Source organism: Rhizobium sp. AG855 (genome assembly GCF_003610655.1).
Taxonomy (GTDB): Bacteria; Pseudomonadota; Alphaproteobacteria; order Rhizobiales; family Rhizobiaceae; genus Allorhizobium; species Allorhizobium wuzhouense.
This window is the reverse complement of sequence record NZ_RAQG01000003.1, coordinates 3,332,840-3,356,808: the sequence shown is the minus strand read 5'-3', so window position 1 is coordinate 3,356,808 and position 23,969 is coordinate 3,332,840. Positions and strand designations below refer to the sequence as shown.

Below are 23,969 nucleotides of genomic sequence, written 5' to 3'. Positions count from 1 at the left end.
GACCCCATGGAAGATCAATCAATTATCAGCGCGCTTGTGCTCGGCCTCATCGAGGGCTTGACCGAGTTCATCCCGGTGTCGTCGACGGCGCATGTCCTGCTCGCCGGTCATTTTCTCGGTTTCAAGTCGCCGGGCAACACCTTTGCGGTGCTGATTCAGCTGGGCGCGATCCTCGCCATCCTGAGCGTCTATTTCACCAAGCTTTTGCAGATCGCCCTGTCGTTGCCCACAAGTGCTGCCAGCCGCCGCTTCGTCGGCGCCGTGCTCGTCGGCTTCCTGCCAGCCGCTGTGATCGGCGCGATCGCCCATGATTTCATCAAGACCGTTTTGTTTGAAACGCCGATGCTGATCTGTGTCGTTCTGATCCTCGGCGGTTTCGTGCTGCTCTGGATCGACCGCAAGCCGCTCACGCCTCGCTATCACGACGTGACCGAATATCCGCTGTCGCTGGCGCTGAAGATCGGTTTCTTCCAGTGCCTGGCGATGATCCCCGGCACCTCGCGCTCGGGCGCCACAATTGTCGGTGCCCTTCTGCTCGGCGCCGACAAGCGTTCGGCCGCCGAATTCTCCTTCTTCCTCGCCATGCCGACCATGGTCGGCGCCTTCGCGCTCGATCTCTACAAGAACCGTGATGCGTTGAGCTTCAACGACGGCGCGATCATCGCCATCGGCTTCGTCGCTGCCTTCGTCTCGGCGATCTTTGTGGTCAGGTCTCTGCTGGATTTCATCTCGCGGCGCGGTTATGCGCCTTTCGCCTACTGGCGGATTGCGGTCGGTGCAATCGGCCTCGTCGCCCTTTTGCTGGTGGGGTGATCCCGCCAGGGCTGCGCGAAAAAAAGGGCCGTTCGAAGCGGCCCTTTTTTATGGAAACATGATCAGTTCGTCGCCGGGATGGAAGCCGTGCTGCACGGGTCGATCCCGTATGCCGGAGTGCAATTGCCCTTGCGGGCCGCCACCGTGGTCGGCGCCACGAAGGAGCCGGCGATGATCACCAATGCCGCACATGCAAAGAACAGTGCGATGGACTTGCCCATGAAATGCCTCTTGAGACTGTCGTAAAACAAATGACCGGCGAACAAATCTCGCCCGGCGCTGCGGGCGAGTCTTTACGCATTGCTGTGATGGCCATCAATAGGCGATCTTGCTTTATCCGCGGTTAACATGCGTCTTTCTTTAGCTGCGTCTTTTGTGCAACTCCGACACAGAAGGCCGCGCCTGGGAAAGCCTGTCAGGCCGCCTTGCCGGCGCCGGCATACTGGCCGTGCGGGCGGTACTGCACGAGATAGGTCGGCAGGATGGCAGCCACGGTCACCGGCTCGATGCCGAGGCCTTCAAGGGTACGACCCTCAGCCTTGGCGGCTGGCGAGACCACATTGTCCTTCTTCAGGAGCGTGACCTGGTCGGGCGTAAGCGGCGGCGTGATCAGCGGAATGGCCGATGCGATGCTGCCGATCAGCGAGGCGATGCCGAAGGGCAGGGGAACGAGTGCCCGCTTGCGGCCGACGACTTCGAGCATGGTCTCGAGACACTGCTTGAAGGTGAGAACGTCGCGGCCACCGAGTTCATAGGTCTTGCCACGCGCGATCGAGCCATCGACGGCCCGCGCCACGACTTCGGCGACGTCTTCGACATAAACCGGCTGGAACTTCGTCTTGCCGCCGCCAACCAGCGGCAGGAAGGGCGAAAGCTGTGCCATGGCGGCGAATTTGTTGAAGAAACCGTCTTCAGGTCCGAACACGATCGACGGACGCAGGATCGTTGCATCCGGCAGGATCGACTGGATCGCCGCTTCCGCACGACCCTTCGTGGTCGCGTAGACCGAGTCCGACTTGGCGTCCGCGCCGATGGCCGAGATGTGGGTCAGCGTCGCACCGACCGAACGGGCGGCTTCGGCGACAGCGCGTGCGCCAAAGTCCTGCACGGCATCAAAGCCGTTGCGGCCACTCTCGAACAGAATGCCAACACAGTTGACGACATGATCGGCGCCCTGAACGGCGGCATCCACCGAGGCGCGGTAACGCAGGTTGGCCTGGACGAAGGAGATCTGGCCGACATTGCCGAGCGGCTGCAGGAAGCCCGCGAGATCCGGACGGCGCACGGCAACGCGAATACGATAGCCGCGTTTGGCGAGCGCCCTGACCACATGCCGTCCGACGAAACCCGAGCCCCCGAAGACGGTGACGAGCGGCGGTTGGTTGGACAAGGTCATGGACGGGCTCCCCTGAACGGTGCGGCGCACGCGGCGCGTATGATATCGCGCCTCTCTTAGCCGAATCGCTTGCCCGGGGAAAGGGCAGATGAGGCCTTTGCCGGCAGGACAAAGAGCCTCAGGTCAAAAGCATCAGACGCCTTCGACGACCACCATTTCGGCATCTGCCACTTCCTGGCGGATTTTCGCGGCAATCTGGTATTCCGGCGAGTTGTAGCAATCGACCGCGGCCTGATGCGACGGGAATTCGATCACCACGTTGCGGGCGCGCACCTGGCCCTCAAGCTGCGTGTAAGCGCCGCCCCGGGCGAGGAAGGTCGCGCCGTATTTTTCAAAGGCCGGCTTTGCGGCGGCGACATAATCCTTGTAGCGCTCGGCATCGCGAATATCGACGCGGGCGATCCAGTATCCCTTGGCCATGCGGTCCTCCCTGACAGCTTGAAATTAGTGTGACGTACCCAGCGCCGCGTCCATCTCGGCGAGAATCGCAAGTGCGGCCGCCTTCGGGTCGGCGGCCTTCACGATCGGACGCGCCACGACGAGATGGCTGGAACCGGCGGCAATCGCGTCGGCCGGCGTCATCACCCGCTTCTGGTCGCCATGATCGGCGCCCGCAGGCCGGATACCCGGCGTCACGATCGCCATCTTCGGTCCCAGAATCTGGCGCACGGCCGATGCCTCCTCCGCCGAGCAGACAACGCCGCCCATGCCGGCAATACGCGCCTGTTCGGCGCGCTTCAAAACCAGCGTATGCGGATCATATTCATAACCGGCATCGGTCAGGTCCTGCTCATCCATGGAGGTCAGCACGGTCACGCCGAGCAGGCAGAGGCCGGAACCGGTGGCGGCCTCGACGGCCGCCTTCATCGCCTTCGGATAGGCATGCAGCGTCAGCATGGTCATGCCCATGCGCGCGATATTCTCCACGGCCGAGGCGACCGTGTTGTCGATGTCGAGCAGCTTCATGTCGAGGAAGACCTGCTTGCCGTCCTTGGCGAGGTCGCGGGCAAATTCCAGCCCGCCGGCAAAGGCGAGCTGATAGCCGATCTTGTAGAAGGAGATGCTGTCTCCGAGCGTGGTGACCACGCCCTCCGCATCGGCGACGGTCGGAACATCCAGTCCGACGATGAGACGGTGACGTGCGCTCAAGACAAAGACTCCTGCCAGATCGAGACCGACGTCAAGTCGCACGACACGCCATGAATCGCAAGCACGACCAAGGGCGTGCAGGCGATGATCCCCCGCTCAGATGGGAAGAGACACGATCAGGCCCGGCGATAGATCCACAGCTGCGCCGGCGGGATGTTGCGCACGATGAAGTCGAAATGCTGGATATGGTAGCGATCCGGCTTGGCGATAACAGGCGAAACCGGGCCGTAGGTGATCTGTACCACCGGTCGTCCGGCCGGCATGCGGGACAGCAGGTCGTCGATGAGCCGGATGCGGGCCTCCATCGGAAAGCTCAAAAGCGGCACCGCCGAGATGACGCTGTCGAAGGTCTGGTCGGCAAAGGCGCCGAGCGTCTTTTCCAGATCGAAGGCGTCGCCGTGGATGAAATTCACCCCGGCATAGTCCTCGACGAGCCGCTCGTAGAAGTCACGCGAATATTCGACGGATACGATCTTCTCGGGCGCAATGCCGCGGGCCAGGATCTGTTTGGTGATGACCCCGGTGCCCGGACCGAGTTCGAGAACAGGAAGGCCGGAGGCCGTGTCGATGACGCTCGCCATCTTCCGTGCGGTGACGGACGAGGTCGGCACGATGGCGCCGACCTGCTTTGGCCCCTGCATCATCCCTCGGAAGAAGCGGATTTCTTCGTCGAACTTCTTTTCGAACCGTTCTTTCAAGCGCAGCGCCATCATCGTCTCCGTTACTGACCGCATTGACTGGAATTCAATAAGCCGACTTTGGAGCGAATTGTCGCAAAAACAAGATCAGATGGCGCCCAGAGAGAAGATTCCGTGAAAAATTATACGCGCATCGGCATAAGCACATAAAGCGCATCGACGCCGGCCGTGTCGCGGATGAGCGTCGGAGAGCCCGCATCGGCGAGCAGGAAGATCGCGTCTTCGCCGGAAAGCTGGCTGGTGATGTCGAGCAGGTACTTGGCGTTGAAGCCGATCTCCATCGCGTCGTTTTCATAACCGACGGCCACTTCTTCCGTAGCACTTCCCGAATCCGGGTTGTTGACGGTGAGCAGCAACTGGCCATCGGACAGCGCCAGCTTCACGGCGCGTCCACGCTCCGACGAAATGGTCGAGACACGGTCGACGGCGCGGGCAAAGGTCTGGCAATCGACGCGCATTTCCTTGTCGTTCGCCTGCGGAATGACGCGCTGGTAGTCCGGGAAGGTGCCATCGATCAGCTTCGAGGTCAGGACGACCGAGCCGATGGAGAGACGGATCTTCGAATCCGAGATCTCGATCCCGATGGTCAGATCCGGATTGTCGATCAGTTTCTGCAACTCGCCGACCGTCTTGCGCGGAATGATGATGCCCGGCATGCCCTCCGAACCCGAGGGCGCATCGACATCGGCGCGCGCCAGACGGTGACCGTCGGTCGCGACCGCGCGCAGCTTGAGGGCGCCCGAAGCCTCGATCGTGTGCAGGAAGATGCCGTTCAGATAGTAGCGTGTCTCTTCGGTCGAGATCGCGAACTGGGTGCGATCGATCAGCATCTTGAAGTCGGATGCCTTGATCTTGAAGCTGTGGCTGAAGCTGCCGGCGGTCAGGTCCGGGAAATCGGACTGCGGCAGGCATTGAAGCGAGAATTTCGAACGCCCGGAGGCGACGGTCATGCTGGCACCATCAGGCGTGGTGGCGAGCAACACTTCCGAACCGTCGGGCAGCTTGCGCACGATTTCATACAGCAGATGCGCGGGCACGGTCGTGGCGCCAGCCTGCTCGACCATGGCGGCCGTGCTTTCGGTGATCTCGAGATCGAGGTCGGTCGCCTTCATGTCGAGCGCGGCGCCTTCGGCCTTCAACAGGACGTTCGACAGGATCGGGATCGTGTTGCGACGCTCGACCACGCGATGCACATGGTTCAGAGACTTGAGGAGATTGGACCGTTCAAGAGTTATACGCATGGGACGCTACCGCTTTCGACGTGTCGTCATCCGGTTGCCCGGATGGAAGAAGGGCCGGCCTGATCCCGGGCCGGACGATGTGGACGGGCAAAATGGCAGGAAACGAACGGGAAAAGCAAGAGCCTCAAAGGTTTTCCACGCCCCCACCCACCAGAGCTTGGCGGAATGGTTTATGGCCGGGCGCCCTTGTGGAAGATCGGGGCGTGGAGGATAAAGACGCCATGACAGATCATGACAAATCCGCAGCGCAGGCGCCATCCGCCAAACGCTATCGTCTGAACGACACGTTGGTCCCCGCCCGCCCGTTGGAGCCGGCGCTTTATCTCGTCGCCACCCCCATCGGCAACCTGAGCGACATTACGCTCCGGGCTCTGGAAACCCTGGCCGGCGCCGACGTACTCGCCTGCGAGGATACCCGCGTCACCCGCGTCCTGCTCGACCGCTACGGCATCGAGAACCGCCCCTACGCCTATCACGAATACAATGCCGACGAGGCTGGCGCCCGGCTTCTCGCGGCGCTGGACGCCGGCAAGTCGGTGGCCCTGGTCTCCGATGCCGGCACGCCGCTCGTGTCCGATCCCGGCTATCGCCTTGGCCAACTGGCGATCGAGGCCGGCCATCGCGTCGTGCCGATCCCCGGCGCCTCGGCACCGCTCGCAGCCCTCGTCGGCTCCGGCCTGCCCAATGATGCCTTCCTCTTTGCCGGCTTCCTGCCGACCAAGGACAAAGCGCGTCGCGACCGGCTGAAGGAACTCGCCAAGGTCCCGGCGACGCTGATCTTCTTTGAATCTCCGCATCGCATCGGCGATACGCTGACGGCTGCAGCCGAGGAACTGGATGCCAGCCGCCCGGCCGCCGTCTGCCGGGAGCTTACCAAGACCTTCGAAGAATTTCGCCGCGGCACGCTTGGCGATCTGGCGGCGATCTATGCCGACAAGGCCGTGAAGGGCGAGGTGGTGCTGGTGATTGGACCACCCATGGCCGATGCCGCACCCGATGCCGCCGATGTCGACAGCCTGCTTTCCGAACTCGCCGGCACCATGCCGACGGCCAAGGCCGCGACCGAGGCTGCCAAGCTGACCGGCCTGCCACGCAAAGACCTCTACCAGCGTCTCCTGGAACTCAAGGGGGCCGCATGAAGCCCCAGGGCGTGGATCGAAATCGCATCCGCGCCGAAAGGCTGGGCCGCTGGTCTGAAGTTCGCGCAGCGGTCGCGCTTCTCTTGAAAGGTTACCGTATCCTCGCCTTCCGCTACCGTACCAGGGCGGGCGAAGTCGACATCATCGCCCGGCGTGGCGATCTCGTCGTTTTCGTCGAAGTGAAAGCGCGAAAGACCGTCTCGTCCGGCGTCGATGCCGTCGGCTGGGAGGCCCAGCGCCGCATCCACAATGCCGCAGACCACTGGATTTCCAGGCAGTCGGACGCGACAAAACTGTCACTTCGCCATGATATCATCGTGGTGCGGCCATGGCGCTGGCCAACGCATCTGCCGGGTGCGTTCTAGGTTCATTTCGCCTTCGATGTGGAAAACTCGAAACTCGCCAATTGTGACAGGACTGTCACCAAACATTCAAGTCGCTGTCACTGAGCATGCCTAATGCAGGCCTCACCGCAACAACCGGTGGAGAGGATCTGTCCCATGATCAAGAAGATTTCCCTGGCCGCTCTGGCCCTGACCATGACCGCATCGACAACGCTTGCCGCAACCAACATCACCTGGTGGCACGGCATGGGTGGCCGCAACGGCGAAGTGATCAACGAGCTTGCCCAGAAGTTCAACGCCGCCCAGAGCGAATGCGCGATCACGCCCGTTTCCAAGGGCTCCTACGAGGAAGCCCTGTCGGCCGGCATCGCCGCTTTCCGTTCCGGCGAACAGCCGAACATCCTGCAGGTTTTTGATGCCGGCGCTGCCACCATCATCAACGCCAAGGGCGCGACCATTCCGGCTGAAGACCTCCTGAAGGACAACGGCTTTGCCTTCGACCGCAACGCCTTCATCGAGGGCGTACGCTATTTCTACGCCGACTCGGATGGCAAGTTCGTCGGCATGCCGTTCAATTCCTCGGCCCCGATCATGTACATCAATGACGAAGCCCTGAAGAAGGCCGGCGTCGAAGCCCCCAAGACCTGGGAAGAGTTCGAAGCCATCGCCCCGAAGCTGAAAGAGGCCGGCTTCATCCCGCTCGTCCAGTCGCAGCTGACCTGGCAGTTCACCGAGAACTTTTTCTCGCGCAACAACATCCAGTTCGCCTCGAACAACAACGGCTATGACAGCATCGTCGACACGACGATCAACGTCACCGACGAGCGCCACGTCATGATGTATGACAAGCTCAAGGCCTGGTACGATCAGGGCCTGTTCGGCTACTACGGCGCGGCCTGGAACGACAACCAGAAGGTCTTCGAAGAAGGCAAGGCCGCTCTCTGGATCGGTTCGTCCGGCTCCTTCGGCGGCCTGCAGAAGACCGCGACCATGCCCTTCTCGGCCACCTTCCTGCCCTATTGGGGCTCGATCGAAGGTGCTGGCGTCCACTCCTTCATCGGTGGCGCTGCCCTGTTTGCCATGTCCGGCAAGTTGGCTGAAGAAAACAAGTGCACGGCCACCTTCTTCAACTTCCTGACCTCGACCGAGATCCAGAAGTTCTACCACCAGGCCACCGGTTACGTTGCCATCACCAATGCCGCCTACGAGCTGGCCAAGTCGGAAGGCTACTACAACGAGAAGCCGGCCGCTGAAGTCGGCATCAAGCAGTTGCAGCTGCCGGGCGCCGAGTGGGACAAGGGCTATCGCCTCGGCTTCTACCCGCAGATCCGCTCGATCATGGAACGCGAATACAACCGCATCTTCGCCGGTGAAACCACCCCGAAGGACGCCATGGAAACCATCAAGAAGGAAGCTGACGAACTGCTCGCCCGCTTCGCCAAGACGGCCGGCTGATCATCGCTGGGGATCTCGCGCCCCACTCCACACCCTCTCCCCGCAAGCGGGGAGAGGAGTGCAGACGTTGCGGCCCTCGGCCTTCTCCCCGCTTGCGGGGAGAAGGTGCCGGTAGGCGGATGAGGGGCTGATCCCCCCGCCATGCGGACTGCCTTCCTTCTCGAAAGACACCACCATGAAGCGCGTCCAGTTCAACTCGCGATACCTGCCGTATCTGTTTCTGTTGCCGCAGTTCGTGATCATATCGATCTTCTTTTACTGGCCGTCCGCCCAGGCGATCACCTCGTCTTTCTACATCGAGGATCCCTTCGGCTTCGGCGCGAGCTTCGTCGGTTTCGCCAATTACACGGATGCGCTCGCCTCGCCGGAATATCGCAAGATTGCCGGCTTCACGATCGCCTACAGCCTGATCGTCACGACGCTTGCTTTGTCGCTCGGCCTCCTGCTGGCGCTGAAAGCCGATGCCGTGATCCGCGGCAAGTCGGCCTACAAGACGCTGCTGATCGTCGTCTATGCCATTGCCCCGCCGGTCGCGGGCCTGATCGGCATGATGTTCTTCGACCAGCATATCGGTCCCTTCGTCAAATTCGCCGCCCTGTTCGGCTGGGATATGAAGGTTGGCCTCAACTATTTCGACACGGCCTTTGCCATGGTCGCGGTCGCCGTCTGGAACCAGATCCCCTACAATTTCATCTTCTTTCTCTCCGGCTTGCAAGGCATCCCGGCCTCGATCCGCGAGGCGGCCGCCATCGACTGCAAGTCCGGCACGCGCCGCTTCTGGACGGTCATCCTGCCGCTCTTGACCCCGACCGCCTTCTTCCTGCTGGTCATCAACATGACCTATTCGCTGTTCGACACCTTCGGCGTCATCGACGTCATCGTGAAGGACAAGCCGGCCAACAACCCGATCACGCTGGTCTACAAGGTCTATCTCGACGGTTTCCGCGGCAATGACCTCGGCTCGTCCTCGGCCCAGTCGGTTATCCTGATGCTGGTCGTGCTGGTCCTGACCATGATCCAGTTCCGCTTCATTGAACGCCGCGTCCATTACGGTTGAGGAGAGCGCCATGTATCGCACCAAATTCTTCGACCATCTGATCCTGATATCAGGCGTGATCTTCATGCTCGGCCCGCTGGTCGTCGCCTTCACCACCTCGACGCACTCTGCCGCCGAAATCCACACCCATGGCCTGATGCTCTCGATCGGCGATGATTTCACCTCGACCTATGACAAGGTCCTGTTCAAGTCCGGTGGCTTCACCGGCCAGGTCACGGGGCTCACCATGGCGATGAACTCGCTGATCCTGGGCCTGGGCTTCGCCATCGGCAAGATCGTGCTGTCGATGCTGGCGGCTTACGCCATCGTCTATTTCCGCTTCCGTTTTGCGACACTCGCCTTCTGGCTGATCTTCACCACGCTGCTCCTGCCGCTCGAAGTGCGCATCATGCCGTCCTACAAGGTGATGAGCGATCTGGGTCTCCTCAACAGCTACCAGGGTCTGATCCTGCCGCTTCTGGCGTCGGCCACCGGCACCTTCTTCTTCCGCCAGTTCTTCAAGTCCGTGCCGGACGAACTGCTGGAAGCCGCCCGCATCGACAATGCCGGGCCCTTCAAGTTCTTCGTCGATATCCTCTTGCCGCTCTCGCGCACCATGATCGCCGCCGTCTTCATCATCATGTTCGTCTACGGTTGGAACCAGTATCTCTGGCCCATGCTGATGACCACGGACGAGGGTTTCTACACGCTGATGCGCGGCATCAAGCAGATCCTGCAGGTCTGGGTTGGCGCGCAGATCCCCGATTACAACGAAGCCTTTGCCATGGCCGTGCTCGCCATGCTGCCGCCCGTCATCGTGGTGGTGGTCTTCCAGAGCTGGTTCATCAAGGGCCTCACAGAAACCGACAAGTGAGAGAGGAACGCATCATGGCTTCCATCGACATCAACGAGGTCTGCAAGATCTACGACAAGGGCGGCGCCAGGGCCGTCGATAGCGTCGACATCCAGATCGAGGACGGCGAATTCATCGTGCTGGTTGGCCCCTCCGGCTGCGGCAAGTCCACGCTGTTGCGCATGGTGGCGGGTCTGGAGGCGATCTCGCAAGGCACGATCTCGATTGGCGGCCGCGTGGTCAACGAGGTCGAGCCTGCGGACCGCGACATCGCCATGGTCTTCCAGAACTACGCGCTTTATCCGCATATGACGGTCTACGACAATCTGGCCTATGGCCTGAAGAACCGTGGCACCCCGAAGGACGAGATCGCCGCCCGCGTCGCGGAAGCCGCAAAGATGCTGGAGATCGAGAGATATCTCGACCGCAAGCCGCGTGCTCTCTCGGGCGGCCAGCGCCAGCGCGTCGCCATGGGCCGCGCCATCGTCCGCAAGCCGGCGGTGTTCCTCTTCGACGAGCCGCTGTCCAACCTTGATGCCAAGCTCCGCGTCTCCATGCGCGGCGAGATCCGCAAGCTGCAGAAGCGGCTGAGGACCACGGCCATCTACGTCACCCACGACCAGCTGGAGGCCATGACGCTGGCCGATCGTCTGGTCGTTCTGAACGGCGGCCGCATCGAGCAGATCGGCACGCCGCTCGAGGTCTACAACCGCCCCGCTTCCACCTTTGTCGCCAGCTTCATCGGCTCGCCGGCCATGAACCTGCTGGATGGAAATGTCGACGCCGGACGCCTGATGATTGGCGGCGCACAACTGTGCTTCGGTGGCGCCCTGCCGGAAGGGCCGATCCGCATCGGCCTGCGCGCCGAGGATCTCGTCGCTGCAGAGCCGCACGCGGCGCAACTCGTGCTTGATGTCGACTACGTGGAGGAACTTGGCGCTCAGCGCCTGGTGCACGGCATGGTCGCCGGCCAGGCAATGACCGCAATCGTCTCGCCAAACTCCGACCTGGCCGATCATCTGCCGCTGACGATCGCCGCCGACAAACTGCATGCCTTTTCGGCCGAGACCGGCCGGCGGATCGAGCCGGCACCGGATGCCAACACGCAGGCCTCGATGTCACCTGCAATGGTTCCGAGCTTCGCCTGACGGTTCCGGATGGATTGCATTTTATCGATCTGCCAAACCGCGTTTTAGCGAGTTCTTGTTAGGGTCCTCCCGCATTACAGGCGAGGGGGATCACGATGCCATTGAAACTTCTGCTGGCGGGAATGGCCGGCGTCATGCTGGCGGCACCGCGCCGCAAGAGGGACGAACTGCCGCCGGTGGTCGCCGCCCATGGCGACAATCTGGCGCTGAAGGCCGCTCCGATCAATCCCGACTGGATCATCCGCGGAACGCCGCTCGCCCGCATCGGTCAGCATTCCACCAGCACCGACGAGGCAAGCTCCACGGCTGTCTGGGACTGCACGGCCGGCGAATTTCGCTGGTTCTTCGGCTGGGACGAAACGGTTGTCATTCAGGAGGGCGAGGTTCATGTCACCGGCGAGGATGGTAGCCAACGGCTTCTGCAGGCCGGAGACATCGCCTATTTCCGGGGCGGCACCTGGGCGACCTGGCGCGTCGACGCCTATGTCCGCAAGGTTGCATTCCTGCGCAAGCCCTTCCCGGGACCGCTCGCGACACTCTACCGTTTGCGCAACGCCTTGCGCCAGGGCAAGTTTTCCGCCTTGTGACGTGATCCCAGCATCAGCAAAATTCAAGCAAGCCGCCGTTGCCATCAAGGGCGGCTGAGCCTAAATCTGCCTTGCTTTTGAACGAGGACAGAGCTTATGGCGAAAATCACCAATGTCGCGGTCCAGATGGACCACGTCTCCACGATCAACATCGCGGGCGACTCGACCTTCGCCATGAGCCTGGAAGCGCAGGCGCGCGGTTACAAGCTCTTTCACTACACGCCCGATCGCCTGTCCATGCGCGACGGCAAGGTCTATGCGACGGTTGAGCCGATGGAACTGCGCGACGTCAAGGGGGACCACTATACCCTCGGCACGCCCGAGCGGGTTGATCTCTCCACCATGGATGTCGTGCTGCTCCGCCAGGATCCGCCGTTTGACATGAGCTACATCACCTCCACGCATCTGCTCGAGCGCATTCACCCGAAGACACTCGTCGTCAACGACCCGTCCTGGGTCCGCAACTCGCCGGAAAAGATCTTCGTCACCGAATTCGCCGACCTGATGCCGCCGACCCTGATCACCAAGGATCCGGCCGAGATTGCGCGGTTCCGGGAAGAGCAGGGCGACATCATCCTGAAGCCGCTTTACGGCAATGGCGGCGCCGGCGTCTTCCACTCCACCCGCGACGACCGCAATTTTTCTTCGCTGATGGAGATGTTCAACCAGATGTTCCGCGAGCCCTTCATTGCCCAGGGCTATCTGCCGGCCGTGCGCAAGGGTGACAAGCGCATCATTCTCGTCGACGGCGAACCGGTGGGCGCGATCAATCGGGTTCCCGCCGAGCATGACGCGCGGTCCAACATGCATGCCGGCGGCAGGCCGGAGCCGACCGAACTGACCGCCCGCGAGCGCGAAATCTGCGCCCGCATCGGCCCCGCCCTGCGTGAACGCGGCTTCCTCCTTGTCGGCATCGACGTCATTGGCGACTACATGACCGAGATCAACGTGACCTCGCCGACGGGCATTCGTGAAGTGAAGAAGTTCGGCGGCGCCGATATCGCAGCACTTCTGTGGGATGCGATAGAGAAAAAGCGCATCTGATTGCAACCGCCTGATTCCATTTCAGAAGTTCATCACTCGTTCTGCTTGCGCAACCCGGCACAACCGGACGCTTACCTGCAGATGTGAATGTTCTGCAAACGTTCTTGCTATTCTCTGCGTCTTATGCGAGATTGTTCCCGTCGTTGCACGCAATATGAAGTTGCGGTGACGGCTTCAGATCGATCGGCGAGGGCGGGCAATGGTAGCGCGTGTCAGTACGGTTGCATTCCAGGGGATCGAGGGTGTGCCCGTCGATGTCCAGGTCATGGTGGCCCCCGGCAAGGCCGGCATGCAGATCGTCGGCCTGCCCGACAAAGCGGTCGCCGAAAGCCGGGAGCGGGTGCAGGCCGCCCTGCATGCCTCGGGTCTCTCGCTGCCGCCCAAGAAGATCACCGTCAATCTGGCACCCGCAGACCTTCCGAAGGAGGGCTCGCATTTCGATCTGCCCATCGCGCTCGGGCTGATGGCGGCCCTCGGCGCCATTCCGGGCGACGCCCTCTCTGGCTATCTGGTCATCGGCGAACTCAATCTCGACGGCACCATCGCCCCCATCGCCGGCGCGCTTCCGGCCGCCATCAGCGCCAACAGTGTCGACAAGGGCCTGATCTGTCCGGCCGAGAGTGGTGCTGAAGCCGCCTGGGCCGGCGCCGAACTCGATATCCTCGCTCCGCGCAGCCTGATTGGCCTCGCCAACCATTTTCGCGGCACGCAGATCCTGTCCCGTCCGGAACCCTCCGTCCGTGCCTTGCCCGCCAACCTGCCTGACCTTGCGGATATCAAGGGCCAGGAAAGCGCAAAACGCGCGCTCGAAGTGGCCGCGGCCGGTGGACATAACCTTTTGATGGTCGGTCCGCCGGGATCGGGAAAATCCATGCTGGCTGCCCGACTGCCCTCGATCCTGCCGCCGCTCTCGGCGCCTGAACTGCTTGAGGTCTCGATGATCCATTCGATCGCCGGGCAACTGTCCGGCGGCAAGCTCTCCGATCGGCGCCCCTTCCGCACCCCGCATCATTCGGCCACCATGGCTGCGCTCGTCGGCGGTGGCCTGAAGGCGCGACCGGGCGAGGCCTCGCTTGCCCATCACGGCATTCTCTTTCTCGACGAACTGCCGGAATTTGCCCCGCCGGTTCTGGATGCGCTCCGCCAGCCGCTCGAAACCGGCGAATGCATCATCGCCCGCGCCAATCACCGGGTCTCCTACCCCTCCGATTTCCAGCTGGTGGCCGCGATGAACCCCTGCCGCTGCGGCATGGCGGGGGAGCCAGGCCATGTCTGCGCCCGCGGCATCCGCTGCCAAACGGAGTATCAGGGCCGCATCTCGGGCCCGCTGATGGATCGTATCGACATCCGCATCGATGTGCCGGCCGTCTCGGCCTCCGACCTGATCCGCCCCGGCACGGCCGAAAACAGCGCCGATGTCGCCCGCCGCGTGGCCGCCGCCCGCAACCGCCAGCGCGAGCGTTTTGCCCGGCTTGATCTGCCCTTTTCGACGAATGCCCGCTGCTCCACGGCCTTGATCGAAACGCTCGCCGAACCCGACCCCTCCGGCCTGCAGCTCCTGCGCGATGCGGCGGACAAATTCCGTTTTTCGGCCCGCGGCTATCACCGCGTCTTGAAGGTGGCGCGAACGCTCGCCGATCTCGATGGCGTGGAGACTCTGGGCCGCATCCACCTCGCCGAAGCGATCTCCTATCGCATCGCTTCGGAGCGCCTCGCAGCGGCTGCGTAGGGATAGGCAAGTCGGAGGAAGGCTGGGCCCTTGCCTCCGTGTTGACGCTGGAGCGAACATGCAGCCTGTAAAAGCGCCGTGTGAGTGTGGCCCGAAGGACCGGGTGGGCGGCAGAGCGGGTCTGGTGGCCGATGGTCAGGCGGGCTGTGACGTCTCGTTGGGCCGCAGCATGTCGGTTGGCAGTGACATTCGGATCACGGCGCCGGTTTCGGGATAGTGCATTTCGGCCTGGCCGCGCACGCCTGAAATCACCCGCTTCATCAGGGTGGAGCCGAAACCGCCAGCGCCCGCTTCGGGGGGCGTGGGGACCGGGCCGCCGGTTTCGCGCCACTCGATGACGAGCCGGCTCTCTTCGCCTTCCGGCTGCTCAAGCCGCCAGGTGAGATCGATCTGGCCGGTACCGACGCTGAGTGCGCCGTATTTTGCAGCATTGGTGCCAAGCTCGTGCAGGATGAGGCTGAGCACCACGACCGTCTGGCCACCGACGGGCACACGCGGGCCGGAGGCCGAGAAGCGCGGCGTGCCGACCACCGCAAACGGTTCGAGCGCCTGGAAGATGACCGCCTGCAGGGAGGCGTCCTCGCCCTCGCGCAGGCCGCGCAGGAGCAGGTTTGAACGACCGAGCGCGGTCAGCCGGTCACGCAGTCGGGCTGCCAGTTCCTCGGCGCTGGAGGCGTTCTTCAGCGACAGGCTGATGATGGCGTTGATGGTGGCGAAGATGTTCTTCAGCCGATGGTCGAGCTCCTGCGCCATCACCTCCTGGCCGTCGGCCAGCCGTTGGGTTTCCTGCCGGGCGGCGATCTCGGCCCGGTAGGCCGCCATCATCAGGTGGATGAGCGTGAGATCCGTGACGATGACAAAGACATAGAGCCCCATCGCCACCAGCGTGCCGGCGGAGACGTCGAAACGGTAGGGCGTAATGAAGAAATACCAGGCGGCAAGTCCGGAGAGAATCGACACCAGAATGCCCTGCCGCACACCGAAGACGAAACCGCAGATGACGACGGCCGGGAAGAAGGTCAGAAAGGGGAAACCGGCGGGCATCAGCGGGTCAAGCCAGGCCCGCAGCAGAAGCGCGACGAGGAAGACGAACAGGCTCGCGCCATAGGTCACAACCTTGTCCTTGCCGGACAGGGTTTTCTGGACAGCAGCAAAGGCTGGCAGTGTGTCGAAATATGCGCGCATGGGCCTCGTCATCGATACGAAAGTGCTCACGAACCTAGCTGAGCCGTGCATTGGCGACAACCCGCCAAGCTTGATATCGATTTAACGCTCATCGCAAGCAGGGATCTGGACGATTTGAACGCATTTCCGCCCCACCGCAAAGCCCGACTGCAGCCAATGCGCGCGAATTGAGACTGGTAGGATCGATGCCCCCTGATGCCGGCGACCGGAAATTGGCCGGGCGCAGATGATGTGGCGAAAGGCATGGCAGACGCGGCCTTCAGAGACCGCGTCTAGCCGGCTGTTATTCGCCGAGACCGGCAAACAGTGCGGTCGAGAGATAGCGCTCGGCAAAGGAGGGGATGATCACCACAATCGTCTTGCCGGCGTTTTCAGGGCGCTGCCCGACCTTGATCGCAGCCGTGAGTGCGGCCCCTGAGGAAATCCCGACAGGCACGCCTTCGAGGCGGGCAACCAGCCGCGCATTCTCGAATGCTTCGTCATTGGTGACGGTGACGACCTCGTCATAGATCTTGGTGTCGAGGATGGCAGGGGCGAAGCCCGCACCGATGCCCTGGATCTTGTGCGGACCGGGATTGCCGCCCGAAAGCACGGGGCTGTCGGCCGGCTCGACCGCGATCACCTGGATGGAGGGCTTCTTTGCCTTCAGCACCTGGCCGGTGCCGGTGATCGTGCCGCCGGTGCCGATGCCGGAAACGAAGATGTCGATCGAGCCTTCGGTGTCGTTCCAGATTTCTTCCGCCGTCGTCTTGCGGTGGATCTCCGGATTGGCCGGGTTCTCGAACTGCTGGGGGATGATCGAATCCGGTGTCGCCTCGGCCAGTTCCTGCGCCTTGGCGATCGCGCCCTTCATGCCCTTTGCGCCTTCGGTCAAGACGAGTTCGGCCCCGAGCAGGGCCAGCATCTTGCGGCGCTCGATCGACATGGTCTCGGGCATCGTGAGGATCAGCCGATAGCCCTTGGCAGCGGCGGCGAAGGCAAGTGCGATGCCGGTATTGCCGGAGGTCGGCTCGATCAGCGTGGTCTTGCCGGGGGTGATTTTGCCCTGGGCTTCCAGGCTTTCGATCATCGCGACCCCGATACGGTCCTTGACCGAGGCGATCGGATTGAAGAATTCGAGCTTGGCGAGCAGATGCGCCTTCACGCCCTTTTCCCTGGCCAGCTTGTCGAGCCGAACGATGGGCGTGTCGCCGATCGTTTCGGTGATCGATCCATAGACGCGTCCGCGGCCTGGTTTCTTGGCATCCGTCATGTTTCGTCTCCCTGCAGAATTTTGCTTGCACGCAAGGATAAGCACATTGTTTCCCGCCCGCCAGAACCCTTTCTCCGTGCCGTGTTTGAAAAGGGAAATATTCCTCCGCCGACCGCCTCAAGGTCGGCTGGATTGCCCCTACATCGGCTCAAGGTCTCAACCCGTCGGTCAGACAGGCCGAGCGGCAATATAGGCGGCGGTGCTGGCCAGGATCCCGGCCGCCCCACGGTTCAGCAGCTTCAGCGCCGAGGGCCGCTTCATCAGGTGCCGAGCCTGAGCGGCGAGCAGGATGTAGGGGATGAGAACGGCCATCAGCACCAGGAAGGTTAGGCTGATCAACAGCAGGTAGTCAAACAGCCCGATGGCACTGAGCGGCAGAAGGCTCGGCGCCAGCGCAATGTAGAACAGCATGGTCTTTGGATTGCCGAGCGTCACCAGCAGGCCGGACAGGAAGGAGCGGCCGGCCCGGCTTTCCTTGTCGGCCGTCACCGATTGCGACAGAAGCCCCGCTGTCCACAGTTTGTAGGCGATATAGACGAGATAGGCAGCGCCGATGAACTTGATCACCACGAAGACGGTGGCAAAGGTTTTCGCCACCAGCGCCAGGCCGAGGATCACCGCCGTCAGATAGATGATGTCGCCGAGGATCAGGCCCAGCCCCATGAAGAAGGTCGGCCGGAAGCCGGAGCCGAGCGCGCGGGCGACGATCGCGGTCATCCCGGGGCCGGGAATGGCCGCTGCAATGAAAAGCGCGCCGCAATAGGCGATTACAGTGGCAAGTGTCATGATGGCCTCCCTCTCCGTGAGATTTCCATAGTCTGGGGCGGAGAGACTTGCAACGGTGACACGTTCCCCGTTGCAGCGGACGAGCGCCGCATCTTAAGTGGCACAACGCCATCCCGGAGCCCTCCGCATGCCGAGCCTTGCTGCCTTTGCCGCCTTTGCCCTCATCTGTCTCGGCATGGTGCTCACACCCGGCCCCAACATGATTTATCTGGTGTCGCGCTCGATCTGCCAGGGGCCCGCCGCCGGCCTCGTCTCGCTCGGCGGCGTGGCGCTCGGGTTTCTCGTCTACATGCTGCTCACGGCGCTTGGCATCACGGTTCTGTTGCTGGCCGTCCCGATGGCTTATGAACTGCTGAAACTGTGCGGTGCGTTTTATCTCGCATGGCTCGCCTGGCAGGCGCTACGCCCCGGCGGTCGGTCGCCCTTCCAGGTGCGAGACCTGCCGGTCGACAGTCCGCGAAAACTCTTCGTCATGGGTTTCGTCACCAGTCTGCTCAATCCGAAGGTGGCGATCCTCTACATGTCGCTTCTGCCGCAATTCGTCGATCCGGTGTTGGGCAGCGTCTTTGTCCAGTCCGTCATCCTCGGCTTCACCCAGATCGTCATCAGCGTATCCGTCAACGCGCTGATCGCGCTCTCCGCCGGGACGATCACGCTTTTCCTCGCCGGCCGTCCGTTCTGGATGGTGGCGCAGCGCTGGCTGATGGGCACGGTCCTGGCGGCCCTCGCCATCCGCATGGTGGCGGAAGCACAGCGCTGACGGGGGAGATCATGCTACCGGTTAAAAATCAGCCATAGGCGACAGCATGGCGGGCGTGGGTACGGCGGACGGATCAATCCCCCTGACCATCAACGCGCAAGACCCGGCATAGGGTTCCGCGTCGCCGCTCCACCCCAGGCGATCCGTCGGGAAAAACACCTCGATCCGCTCAAGCGGGACCCCCAAGGCGGCGCAGATGTCCGCCATCAAAGGTATCTGGCGGGCAGCTATATCAAGCAACTGCACAGTGTCGCCATCGATCTTCCAGCCAATGACGGTGTCAAGAGCGGGTAGGTAACTCAGCCGGATCTCCGGATCAAAGAGGGCATTGAGCAGAAACATCTCGGACTGGCGCTGGACGGCAAACATCCTGGAAACCGGTTGGCGGTTGGCCAGAATGCCTGAGACCAACATGATGTCGTCGGCATTTGCCAGGTCGAGATCCCGCGAATGGATCTCTCTGGAAGAGGTTTTTGGCATGTTTCCGCAAAAGTGGAACTGCGGGACAACCTGAAACCCGAAAGAACGATAAAGGTCCGGTTTGTCGGTCAAGAGAATGCCGACCTCAAAACCCTCAGCGTCAGCCCAGGCAAAGGCGCGGTGCATGAGGTCACGGTAAAGACCCCGTCCACGATAGTCAGGGCGAACGGCACCGGATTGAAAACCTGCCGCCTTGACGACGCGCCCCTCAATCACAAGCGGCATGGAAAATGCCGAGAAATTGGCAATGCAGCGCCCGGCCTCGTCGAAATAGCCGAACGGCATAGACGACGGGTCTGGTCCGCCGAGACGGTTCTGCAGAGTGATGTCGATGCCGAACACGTCGTGCAGCAGATCCGCGAGTGCCTGAAAGGCCTTGGGATCGGCGAAATAGCCTTGCCGCAGGCTCAGTCTCTCCGACATGCCCGTGTTCTCACACCCCCGTCGACCCGAAACCGCCCGCACCCCGCGCCGTGTCTGATGTCTCGGTCACCTCGGCCACCAGCACCTGCGTCACCGGCGCAATCACCATCTGCGCAATGCGCATGCCGCGCTCAATGACGAAATCCTCGTCCCCGAGATTGATCAACAGCACCTTCACCTCGCCGCGATAATCGCTGTCGATCGTGCCGGGCGTGTTGAGGCAGGTAATGCCGTTCTTGAAGGCAAGGCCGGAGCGGGGCCGGATCTGCGCTTCGAAGCCAAAGGGAATCTCGAAGATGAAACCGGTCGGGACCAGCGCCCGGCGGCCCGGCGACAGCACCATGGGTTCGTCAGCCGTCACGGCAGCCCTCAAATCCATGCCCGCAGCCCCTGTCGTCTCGTAACCCGGCAGGTCGAGACCTTCGCCATGCGGCAGGCGCTTCAGATTGAGGTGAGGGCCGAGCACGTCGGAGCGAATGGAGGACATGGGCACATTCCTTTGTTTGTCGCGCTCAATTGCATATTGGCCGTCGAAACGCTAGATAACCGCCGACCAAAAGGAATTCCTGAGATTATGGCTGAAACCCTCGCAGAGGCGGTCTCCCGCCGCCGCACCTTTGCTATTATCGCCCACCCGGACGCCGGTAAGACGACGCTCACCGAAAAGCTGCTGCTGTTCGGCGGCGCCATCCAGCTTGCCGGTGAAGTGAAAGCCAAGAAGGATCGCATCCAGACCCGCTCGGACTGGATGAAGATCGAGCGCGAGCGCGGCATTTCGGTCGTCACCTCTGTCATGACCTTCGAATATGAAGGCAATGTCTTCAACATTCTCGACACACCCGGCCACGAAGACTTCGCCGACGACACTTATCGCACGCTGACGGCCGTCGATGCCGCCGTCATGGTCATCGACGCCGCCAAGGGTATCGAGCCGCGGACTTTGAAGCTCTTCGAAGTCTGCCGCATGCGCGACATCCCGATCATCACCTTCGTCAACAAGATGGACCGCGAAAGCCGGGATATCTTCGAGATCCTCGACGAGGTCGAGGAGAAGCTGGCGCTCGACACCGCCCCGATCACCTGGCCCGTTGGCCGCTCGAAGAGCTTCTGCGGCTCGTATAATCTGGTCGAAAACACCTTCCGGGGATCCGACAAGCAGGTCGAGGCGCTGGCCGTCAACAGCCCGAGAAACGTCGCGGAAAACCTGCCGGAAAACGAGCGCGCCACCTTCATCGACGAGCTGGAACTGGCGCAGGAAGCCTGCAAGCCCTTCGATCACAAGGCCTTCCTCGAAGGCCATATGACCCCGGTCTTCTTCGGCTCGGCGCTCCGCAATTTCGGTGTTCGCGACCTGATCAATGCGCTCGGCGATTTCGCCCCGCCGCCGCGCGACCAGGTGGCCGATGTCAGAACCGTGCATGCCTCGGAAGAAAAGATGACGGCCTTCGTCTTCAAGATCCAGGCCAACATGGACCCGAACCACCGCGACCGCATCGCCTTTGCCCGCATCTGCTCCGGCAAGTTGGAGCGCGGCATGAAGGCCAAGCTCGCCCGCACCGGCAAGCTGATGGGCCTCACCGCCCCGCAATTCTTCTTCGCCTCGCAGCGCCAGCTGGCCGACACCGCCTTTGCCGGCGACGTGGTGGGCATCCCGAACCACGGCACACTCCGCATCGGTGATACGCTGACCGAAGGCGAAAACCTCGTCTTCCAGGGCGTGCCGAACTTCTCGCCGGAAATCCTCCGCCGCGTGCGGCTGGAAGATGCAATGAAGGCCAAGAAGCTGAAGGAAGCCCTGCAGCAGATGGCCGAAGAGGGCGTCGTGCAGCTCTTCTCGCCGGAAGATGGCTCCCCCGCCATCGTCGGCGTCGTCGGCGCGCTGCAGCTCGATGTCTTGAAGGAACGCCTGCAGGGAGAATACACGCTCCCGGTTTCCTTCGAAATGTCGCGCTTCTCGGTCTGCCGCTGGATTTCGGCCGACAACAAGGACGATCTGGAAAAGTTCATGACCCAGCGTCGCGGCGATATCTGCCGGGACCTCGACGGCGATCCCGTCTTCATGGCGCAGGACCAGTTTTCGTTGCGTTACGAAGCCGAGCGTTATCCGGCGATCAAGATGGTCGCCATCAAGGAATACCACGTCGCCAAGGCGGCGTGATTATCATTGCACCGGGCCTGCCTGAAGGCCCGGTGTCGCCTTTCAGCCGTCAGCCGCGCGCGACGATCCGCAAGCGTTTCTCGGCGTCGACGGTCACCGCCAGCTCTTCATAGCTCGCAATGGTCGGATGGTCCGTGCCCAGCGGATTGCGATGCGTTGCCGTGATCACGGCAACCTGCGCGCCGGCAGCCTCTCCCGCCTGAACACCGGCCAGCACGTCCTCGAACACCAGGCACTGCGCCGGATCGAAACCAAGCCGCTCTGCGCCGAGGAGATAGCCGGTCGGATCGGGCTTGCCGACCTTTACATCCTCCGCCGTCACGATTTTTGCCGGGAAGGGCAGGCCCGCAGCGCCGATCCGCGCGCGCGCCAGGGCTGCGGGCGCAGAGGTGACGATCGCCCAGCATTCCGGCGGCAGGCTTGAGAGAAACGCGATGGCACCGGGAAGGGCCACAACCCCGTCGAGATCCTCTGTTTCCCCGCGTTCGACCTCCAGCGCTTCCACGAATGGATCGACACCTGGCAGGTTCAGCCCACGGATCGTATCGATGCCGCGTCTGCCATGCATGGTCGGAAGGAAGGCTTCGACGTCAAGTCCGTGTTTGCGGGCCCAGCGACTCCAGACCCGCTCGGTGGAGGCGGTGGAATTCAGAAGCGTTCCGTCCATGTCGAAGAGAAAGCCGTGAAAAGGTCGGTCGAAAAGACGCTCGGGGGAGTGATGCAAGAGCGGGGTCCTCGTTCTGTCGTGTCGATCCCTCCCTAGCCGGAGAGCGCTTCGGCGGCAAATGTTTAAGTGGGGAGCAGCGAGAGACAGGTGACAGGACGTCCGCTCTCGCCTAGTCTTGACCATGAGAGACAGGGGCGTCTGGCGAGAGCCGGGCTGAGAAGCACCCTTTGAACCTGAACCAGATCATGCTGGCGGAGGGAGTCGATCGGTCGTTTCGGCAGCCGGACTGCTGTAGATCGCCGTCGCTCCGCCCTTGCAAGGGAGCGCGCCCATGACGACCACGTCCATCCGCAACGTCCTGTCCATCGCCGGCTCCGATCCATCGGGCGGCGCGGGCATCCAGGCGGATATTAAGGCGATTTCCGCGCGCGGTTGTTATGCCATGGCGGCGCTCACCGCGCTCACCGCCCAGAACACCCGGGGCGTCTCGGCCGTCTGCCCGCTCGCCCCCGACTTCGTCGAAGAGCAGATCCGCATGGTCTTTGCCGACATCCGCGTCGATGCGGTGAAGATTGGCATGATCGCGAATGCCCGGATTGCCGAGGCCGTCGCCCGCGCCCTCGAACCTCATCGCGGCATTCCCGTCGTGCACGATCCTGTCATGATCGCCAAGGGCGGGGCGGCGCTGCTTGATCCGGAGGCAATCGCTGTTTTGAAGCACAGGCTGCTGCCGCTTGCCACGCTCTTGACCCCCAACTTGCCGGAAGCCGCCGCCCTCCTTGGCGCACGGGAAGCGGCCGATCGTGCGACCATGGCCGAGCAAGCCAGCCGGCTGGCGGCCCTCGGCCCGACCGCCATATTGATGAAAGGTGGCCACCTCGCCGGGCCGGAAAGCCCGGATTGCCTTTTGAGCGGGGAGGGCATCAGCTGGTTCGAAGGCGTGCGGATTGCCGGCAGCAACACCCATGGCACCGGCTGCTCGCTGTCGAGCGCCATCGCTGCGGAGCTCGGCAAAGGCAAGCCGCTCGGCGAATCGGTATCCTCTGCCAAACTCTGGCTGCAGCAGGCCATTGCCATGGCGGACCAGCTCGAAGTGGGCAGCGGTCATGGACCCGTACATCATTTCCATGCGCTCTGGCGCGCCGGTGCGGCGGACTGAACAGCCTCAGCTGTCTTCCTGGCGTTCGAGCCCGCTGATATCGAACACGAAGGGCAGGGCGGAGCCCAGCCATGACTGGTGGTGCGGTTTGAGCTCAAGGCGTTGGTCGATGGTCCCAAGCCGGATGCTGATCTTCCCGCCGGCACTCTCTCGCCAGAGCGGCGAGCCGCAATCGCCGCAGAAGAACTGGTCACTCGGCTGGCCGCTGTCGCCAAGTTTGCGATAGCGGCGCGGCGTGCCGCAGCGGAGTCGGAAACGATCGGGAAGGGCGGCCGCCGTCACCCGATAGGCAGAGCCCGTCAGGCGTTGGCAATCGGTGCAATGACAGATGCCGATCCGCTGGGGGTCTATCTCCGCTTCATAACGAACAGCGCCGCAATGGCAGGCACCGGTGATCCGCATGGGCAACCTCCGGGCAAAGAAAAGCCCGGCGCTGGAGGACCGCCGGGCGAGATGAACTTGACTGC

Annotated in this window: 26 protein-coding genes and 1 riboswitch; of the genes, 13 read left to right on the top strand and 13 right to left on the bottom strand. The window is 62.5% G+C overall.

Annotated features, from left to right (window positions below; all coding sequences use genetic code 11):
- Positions 1 to 6: 6 nt before the first annotated feature.
- Entirely contained in the window at positions 7 to 813 is an 807-nt protein-coding gene (locus tag DFO46_RS16505; RefSeq protein WP_120278021.1) for an undecaprenyl-diphosphate phosphatase, read from the top strand.
- Positions 814 to 875: 62 nt separating this feature from the next.
- On the opposite strand, the gene DFO46_RS23935 is transcribed toward DFO46_RS16505, so the two are convergent.
- The 6 genes from DFO46_RS23935 to dnaN form a co-directional block, all read right to left on the bottom strand.
- Positions 876 to 1,034, bottom strand: a complete 159-nt coding sequence (locus DFO46_RS23935; protein WP_165826144.1) for a hypothetical protein — start codon at positions 1,032 to 1,034, stop codon at positions 876 to 878.
- Positions 1,035 to 1,228: 194 nt separating this feature from the next.
- A complete protein-coding gene (locus DFO46_RS16495; RefSeq protein WP_120278020.1) occupies positions 1,229 to 2,209 on the bottom strand; it encodes a complex I NDUFA9 subunit family protein in 981 nt (326 codons plus the stop codon).
- Positions 2,210 to 2,341: 132 nt separating this feature from the next.
- Positions 2,342 to 2,629: a DUF1330 domain-containing protein gene (locus DFO46_RS16490; RefSeq protein WP_110790244.1), complete on the bottom strand. Its 288-nt coding sequence runs from the start codon at positions 2,627 to 2,629 to the stop codon at positions 2,342 to 2,344.
- A gap of 24 nt (positions 2,630 to 2,653) precedes the next feature.
- Positions 2,654 to 3,358 (bottom strand): orotidine-5'-phosphate decarboxylase, encoded by a 705-nt coding sequence (gene pyrF / locus DFO46_RS16485; protein WP_110790243.1) that lies wholly within the window; start codon positions 3,356 to 3,358, stop codon positions 2,654 to 2,656.
- Positions 3,359 to 3,474: 116 nt separating this feature from the next.
- A complete protein-coding gene (pmtA, locus tag DFO46_RS16480) occupies positions 3,475 to 4,068 on the bottom strand; it encodes a phospholipid N-methyltransferase PmtA (RefSeq protein WP_110790242.1) in 594 nt (197 codons plus the stop codon).
- A gap of 110 nt (positions 4,069 to 4,178) precedes the next feature.
- Positions 4,179 to 5,297, bottom strand: a complete 1,119-nt coding sequence (gene dnaN, locus DFO46_RS16475) for a DNA polymerase III subunit beta (protein ID WP_120278019.1) — start codon at positions 5,295 to 5,297, stop codon at positions 4,179 to 4,181.
- Positions 5,298 to 5,518: 221 nt separating this feature from the next.
- Here dnaN and rsmI point away from each other — a divergent pair, with 221 nt between their 5' ends.
- From rsmI to DFO46_RS16430, 9 genes are all read left to right on the top strand, one after another.
- Positions 5,519 to 6,436: a 16S rRNA (cytidine(1402)-2'-O)-methyltransferase gene (gene rsmI / locus DFO46_RS16470; protein ID WP_110790240.1), complete on the top strand. Its 918-nt coding sequence runs from the start codon at positions 5,519 to 5,521 to the stop codon at positions 6,434 to 6,436.
- Entirely contained in the window at positions 6,433 to 6,801 is a 369-nt protein-coding gene (locus DFO46_RS16465) for a YraN family protein (RefSeq protein WP_120278018.1), read from the top strand. The genes rsmI and DFO46_RS16465 overlap by 4 nt, the downstream gene beginning before the upstream one ends.
- Before the next feature lie 135 nt (positions 6,802 to 6,936).
- Positions 6,937 to 8,235, top strand: coding sequence for an extracellular solute-binding protein (locus DFO46_RS16460; protein ID WP_120278017.1), 1,299 nt, complete (start codon positions 6,937 to 6,939; stop codon positions 8,233 to 8,235).
- Between the two features lie 175 nt (positions 8,236 to 8,410).
- Positions 8,411 to 9,292, top strand: a complete 882-nt coding sequence (locus DFO46_RS16455) for an ABC transporter permease subunit (protein ID WP_110790237.1) — start codon at positions 8,411 to 8,413, stop codon at positions 9,290 to 9,292.
- Between the two features lie 10 nt (positions 9,293 to 9,302).
- A complete protein-coding gene (locus tag DFO46_RS16450; RefSeq protein ID WP_120278016.1) occupies positions 9,303 to 10,145 on the top strand; it encodes an ABC transporter permease subunit in 843 nt (280 codons plus the stop codon).
- Positions 10,146 to 10,159: 14 nt separating this feature from the next.
- Entirely contained in the window at positions 10,160 to 11,272 is a 1,113-nt protein-coding gene (locus DFO46_RS16445; RefSeq protein ID WP_120278015.1) for a sn-glycerol-3-phosphate import ATP-binding protein UgpC, read from the top strand.
- Between the two features lie 95 nt (positions 11,273 to 11,367).
- Positions 11,368 to 11,859 carry a cupin domain-containing protein gene (locus DFO46_RS16440; protein WP_120278014.1) on the top strand — a complete coding sequence of 164 codons (492 nt, stop codon included), beginning with the start codon at positions 11,368 to 11,370 and terminating at the stop codon, positions 11,857 to 11,859.
- A 96-nt stretch (positions 11,860 to 11,955) separates the two neighbouring features.
- Entirely contained in the window at positions 11,956 to 12,903 is a 948-nt protein-coding gene (gene gshB, locus DFO46_RS16435; protein WP_120278013.1) for a glutathione synthase, read from the top strand.
- 199 nt (positions 12,904 to 13,102) lie between these two features.
- Complete coding sequence (locus tag DFO46_RS16430) at positions 13,103 to 14,632, top strand: YifB family Mg chelatase-like AAA ATPase (protein ID WP_120278012.1); 1,530 nt, start codon at positions 13,103 to 13,105, stop codon at positions 14,630 to 14,632.
- A 135-nt stretch (positions 14,633 to 14,767) separates the two neighbouring features.
- On the opposite strand, the gene DFO46_RS16425 is transcribed toward DFO46_RS16430, so the two are convergent.
- The 3 genes from DFO46_RS16425 to DFO46_RS16415 all read right to left on the bottom strand — a co-directional run bounded on the left by DFO46_RS16425 (position 14,768) and on the right by DFO46_RS16415 (position 17,855).
- Positions 14,768 to 15,817, bottom strand: a complete 1,050-nt coding sequence (locus DFO46_RS16425) for an HWE histidine kinase domain-containing protein (protein WP_120278011.1) — start codon at positions 15,815 to 15,817, stop codon at positions 14,768 to 14,770.
- 283 nt (positions 15,818 to 16,100) lie between these two features.
- Entirely contained in the window at positions 16,101 to 17,069 is a 969-nt protein-coding gene (cysK, locus tag DFO46_RS16420) for a cysteine synthase A (protein ID WP_120278010.1), read from the bottom strand.
- Positions 17,070 to 17,237: 168 nt separating this feature from the next.
- Positions 17,238 to 17,855 carry a LysE family translocator gene (locus DFO46_RS16415; RefSeq protein ID WP_110790229.1) on the bottom strand — a complete coding sequence of 206 codons (618 nt, stop codon included), beginning with the start codon at positions 17,853 to 17,855 and terminating at the stop codon, positions 17,238 to 17,240.
- Positions 17,856 to 17,982: 127 nt separating this feature from the next.
- Here DFO46_RS16415 and DFO46_RS16410 point away from each other — a divergent pair, with 127 nt between their 5' ends.
- Positions 17,983 to 18,615 carry a LysE family translocator gene (locus DFO46_RS16410; protein WP_120278009.1) on the top strand — a complete coding sequence of 211 codons (633 nt, stop codon included), beginning with the start codon at positions 17,983 to 17,985 and terminating at the stop codon, positions 18,613 to 18,615.
- Between the two features lie 21 nt (positions 18,616 to 18,636).
- Here DFO46_RS16410 and DFO46_RS16405 read toward each other — a convergent pair whose 3' ends face one another.
- Both DFO46_RS16405 and dut read right to left on the bottom strand, forming a co-directional pair.
- A complete protein-coding gene (locus tag DFO46_RS16405; protein ID WP_245422582.1) occupies positions 18,637 to 19,437 on the bottom strand; it encodes a GNAT family N-acetyltransferase in 801 nt (266 codons plus the stop codon).
- A gap of 91 nt (positions 19,438 to 19,528) precedes the next feature.
- Entirely contained in the window at positions 19,529 to 20,005 is a 477-nt protein-coding gene (gene dut / locus DFO46_RS16400) for a dUTP diphosphatase (RefSeq protein ID WP_120278007.1), read from the bottom strand.
- Between the two features lie 87 nt (positions 20,006 to 20,092).
- Between dut and DFO46_RS16395 the strand changes: the two genes are divergently transcribed.
- Entirely contained in the window at positions 20,093 to 21,676 is a 1,584-nt protein-coding gene (locus tag DFO46_RS16395) for a peptide chain release factor 3 (RefSeq protein ID WP_120278006.1), read from the top strand.
- 49 nt (positions 21,677 to 21,725) lie between these two features.
- On the opposite strand, the gene DFO46_RS16390 is transcribed toward DFO46_RS16395, so the two are convergent.
- Complete coding sequence (locus tag DFO46_RS16390; RefSeq protein ID WP_245422581.1) at positions 21,726 to 22,400, bottom strand: HAD-IA family hydrolase; 675 nt, start codon at positions 22,398 to 22,400, stop codon at positions 21,726 to 21,728.
- 123 nt (positions 22,401 to 22,523) lie between these two features.
- Positions 22,524 to 22,620, top strand: a riboswitch (TPP riboswitch).
- A gap of 54 nt (positions 22,621 to 22,674) precedes the next feature.
- On the opposite strand from DFO46_RS16390, the gene thiD reads away from it, so the two are divergent.
- Complete coding sequence (gene thiD / locus DFO46_RS16385; RefSeq protein ID WP_120278005.1) at positions 22,675 to 23,502, top strand: bifunctional hydroxymethylpyrimidine kinase/phosphomethylpyrimidine kinase; 828 nt, start codon at positions 22,675 to 22,677, stop codon at positions 23,500 to 23,502.
- 6 nt (positions 23,503 to 23,508) lie between these two features.
- On the opposite strand, the gene DFO46_RS16380 is transcribed toward thiD, so the two are convergent.
- Positions 23,509 to 23,904 (bottom strand): GFA family protein, encoded by a 396-nt coding sequence (locus DFO46_RS16380; protein ID WP_120278004.1) that lies wholly within the window; start codon positions 23,902 to 23,904, stop codon positions 23,509 to 23,511.
- Positions 23,905 to 23,969 lie beyond the last annotated feature (65 nt).